The sequence below is a fragment of the uncultured Methanobrevibacter sp. genome (assembly GCF_900316895.1).
Taxonomy (GTDB): Archaea; Methanobacteriota; Methanobacteria; order Methanobacteriales; family Methanobacteriaceae; genus Methanocatella.
The window spans coordinates 1-3,088 of the sequence record NZ_ONER01000127.1 but is presented as its reverse complement, the minus strand read 5'-3'; the positions used below and the strand labels follow the sequence as shown (position 1 = coordinate 3,088).

At 35.4% G+C, this 3,088-nt stretch carries 8 protein-coding genes; all 8 read right to left on the bottom strand.

Annotation, left to right across the window (positions count from 1 at the left end; genetic code table 11):
* Positions 1 to 20 precede the first annotated feature (20 nt).
* Positions 21 to 176 carry a hypothetical protein gene (locus QZN27_RS09540; RefSeq protein ID WP_296786915.1) on the bottom strand — a complete coding sequence of 52 codons (156 nt, stop codon included), beginning with the start codon at positions 174 to 176 and terminating at the stop codon, positions 21 to 23.
* A gap of 65 nt (positions 177 to 241) precedes the next feature.
* A complete protein-coding gene (locus QZN27_RS09535) occupies positions 242 to 430 on the bottom strand; it encodes a hypothetical protein (RefSeq protein WP_296786911.1) in 189 nt (62 codons plus the stop codon).
* A 9-nt stretch (positions 431 to 439) separates the two neighbouring features.
* Positions 440 to 640, bottom strand: coding sequence for a hypothetical protein (locus QZN27_RS09530; protein ID WP_296786908.1), 201 nt, complete (start codon positions 638 to 640; stop codon positions 440 to 442).
* Positions 637 to 906 carry a hypothetical protein gene (locus QZN27_RS09525; RefSeq protein WP_296786906.1) on the bottom strand — a complete coding sequence of 90 codons (270 nt, stop codon included), beginning with the start codon at positions 904 to 906 and terminating at the stop codon, positions 637 to 639. The genes QZN27_RS09530 and QZN27_RS09525 overlap by 4 nt, the downstream gene beginning before the upstream one ends.
* A 4-nt stretch (positions 907 to 910) precedes the next feature.
* Positions 911 to 1,435 (bottom strand): hypothetical protein, encoded by a 525-nt coding sequence (locus QZN27_RS09520; protein ID WP_296786903.1) that lies wholly within the window; start codon positions 1,433 to 1,435, stop codon positions 911 to 913.
* Positions 1,436 to 1,544: 109 nt separating this feature from the next.
* Entirely contained in the window at positions 1,545 to 1,751 is a 207-nt protein-coding gene (locus tag QZN27_RS09515; protein WP_296786900.1) for a hypothetical protein, read from the bottom strand.
* Positions 1,748 to 2,362 (bottom strand): hypothetical protein, encoded by a 615-nt coding sequence (locus tag QZN27_RS09510; protein WP_296786898.1) that lies wholly within the window; start codon positions 2,360 to 2,362, stop codon positions 1,748 to 1,750. Before QZN27_RS09510 ends, QZN27_RS09515 begins: the two co-directional genes overlap by 4 nt.
* Positions 2,355 to 2,570 (bottom strand): hypothetical protein, encoded by a 216-nt coding sequence (locus QZN27_RS09505; protein WP_296786895.1) that lies wholly within the window; start codon positions 2,568 to 2,570, stop codon positions 2,355 to 2,357. The genes QZN27_RS09510 and QZN27_RS09505 overlap by 8 nt, the downstream gene beginning before the upstream one ends.
* Positions 2,571 to 3,088: the final 518 nt, after the last annotated feature.

Below are 3,088 nucleotides of genomic sequence, written 5' to 3'. Positions count from 1 at the left end.
CTTCATGTCTTTAGTCATTATTAATAACCTTCGTCGATATATTCAGCGTAAATTTCACAATATGGTGTTTCTTCTAATTCGGTATCAGGTTCAATCTTTTCAGGCTTATTCTTATAACAAACACTTTTACAAACAATCACTTCAAAATTGACATCGCATGTATAAGCACTAACCATGCCGACTTCTAGATCTCCGTGTTCAGCTTTGATCTTCTCAAGTTCTTTGATAAATTCTGTAATGGTCATTTACAGTTCCTTTCTTTAATTTCATACATAACTACAAAAATGTAAAATAATCCACCTGACGGATCTACTTCGGTTCTGAATTTGATGTCTTTTACGGAAATATCGTTATTTGCACAAAAAACATTTACCTTTTCTTCTACATCTACCGGATTAAAACCTTGTATAATTTCAATTTTCATAGCCATTTCAATTCCTTATTCACCCACAAGTACACATTCTTCTGCGCCATGAAAGGTTATTCTATCCTCTTCATCGGGGGTGTAATATTCAGGATGGCTTAAATCGCTGAGAAAAAACTCCTCATAAAATGAGTCATAACATTGAATTTTAACGGGCAAATCACCGTGTTCTTCTTTGATTTTCTCAAGTTCTTTGATAAATTCTGTAATGGTCATAAACATCCCCCGCAACAACCTGGTCTGACATTTTGGTTTACTAATTCGCGAATTAATTCTTTTTCATTTTCCGTGAATTCACTGAACACATCGTCCTTGATGTCCCATTCACCAATCGTGCATAAATCTTCGAAAACATTACAATAACCGCCGGATATGAGACACCAATCAAATTGACGAATCTGTCCATCGACACGTAATGTCAGGACACCGGAACATAAATTCGGATATTTGCCGTTATATGAAACAAATTCAATGTCTTTCATTTTTTTATTCCTCAATCACTCCGAACGGTTGCCATTCGCCGTTGATGCAAATTTCATAATCTTTAAATAATTCTTCTAAAAAATATGCTGTGAACATGAACACTATTCTGCCTATTGTGCGAACGTCTTGGATATCTTCTCCGTCATCAATAATATATCCTGAATACATTACACAAAACTCTTGTTTGTAATCCTTATCTCTATAATGGATTACTTCACCTATTTCGTGCTGGTCAACCCATTCTGCAAGGGTATAAGGTCGATACTTCTTTTCAGGTTCTTTCACCCATTCTTCAGGTAAAAAAAATCTGTAACAATGATTGCAACTTGTCATAAAAGGGGATTCAGCATAGTTATCAACCTCTTTCAATTCGTCAAGAACGCACTTAGGACAGGAATCAAGATCCATAAATTGTGATTCGTGAGCACCAAAAAATCCTTTCTTCCCTATAAACTGCTTTCTGGCATCCTTGGCATCAAAACAGTCTAACGGCTTTTTGCCTTCAATAATTCTCTTATCAAGTTCCATTGTTTAATCCTCAATTTCAATCAATTATTTGTTGTCATACCAAATCAAGATCGGAATAACGATGAAAACACCGATTGCAGACAGAATGAACAGTGCTAAATCAATCAGATCAATTGTTGTCATGTTTCATTTCTCCGCTTGTCTCTTTCCGTAATTCATCAATGGTCAGTTCTTTGATGATGTGGCCGTTCTGGTCGACCATGATAATAATTTGTGTCTCTGCTTTTCTCTGCTTTGCTGAATGTGCCAATAATCCCGAAAATCCGACACAAAACAGAATCACACCGATAAAAATCAATACATCTTCTTTTTTCATACCGCAAACCCTTTCATCAATTCTTGCAACGCGTTTTGTTCATCGTCCGACATGTCCTGAATGTCCTTGATGTCATCGTATTGATTCGGTTTCCTGTTCATTGCTCTGCCGGTCGACAGTTCCAGAACCGGAACACCGGAACCGTCAACCGGTGGAACATCTGCCGGAGACACGGACACCACGCCCGCGCCGGAATCTGAAACAGAAACTGAAACATCAACAGGTGCAATGTTTTCTGCAACAGGTTCTGAATAATTACAGTCAACGTCCTTTTGCTCTGGTTCTTCGGCTGTCATTGTCGGACGTGATTCAATTTGATTCTGCGCCGGACAATCAGTGTCAATTCCGACGATTGAAAAAATATAACCTTTGACGTTTCTAAACATCTGCCGTGCAGCTTTTATCAATCCTTTCTGAATTAAAGAATCAATCGCATGATTCAATGTGCGCACGTCTTTGATATTCAATGCAGATTTCATGACATTTTTATAAAAAACAAATTTCTTTCTGTCCTGGCAGAAAATGAAAAACAGAACAGCAATTTCGGTTGTTGACAATCCGGAATCACCGGAAAAAACAAAATTCTTAAAACTCACTAATTCATTAATCATTTGCTTTCCCCTCTGCTGCATTGCTTTCAATTTCCAAAAATTCATAAATGTCTTTCTTGTATATCATCGACAGTTGAACAACCCTTTCCATTGGGACCTTTTCTGAATTTCTCCAGAATATAACGGCCTGAACGCTGATCCCTAGTTTTTGGGCAATTTCCTTTTCTAATGCAATTATTATTTTTTCCCTGTTTTCTCTTTTCTTCATCCACTTAATCTGCGGACGGAGACAATAAACCAACTGTCGGAATGTCGCTGTGTTTTTCATTTTTATATTCCTGTTTATAAAGTTTTCCTTAACTTATTTTTATTTTATTTCTTTTCTCTTTTCCTTTTCAAGAAATTAATCACAAAAAAATAAAAAGAAAAAAAAATAACTTGTGAAAATGACGTGTCCTGTCATGATTGTAGAATTTTTTGAAAAAACGTGTCCCCCTCTTATTTTGTTATCTTATTTTGTTATCTTATATTAATAAATAAGTACATTTGCAAAAATTCCACTTCTGAACAGCAAAAATTCCACTTGTAAACAGCAAAAATCCCACTTCTAAAGTGTAATTATTACACTTCTAAAATGGAATAATCCCACTTGTGAAGTGTATATATTCCACCTCTAAAGTGTAATAATTCCACATATAAAAACATTGTGATTTTTGTCAAATTGGCATCAATCAGACATTTGAAAAATGATATAAAAAATATTATGATTAAAGAACACTTAATTTT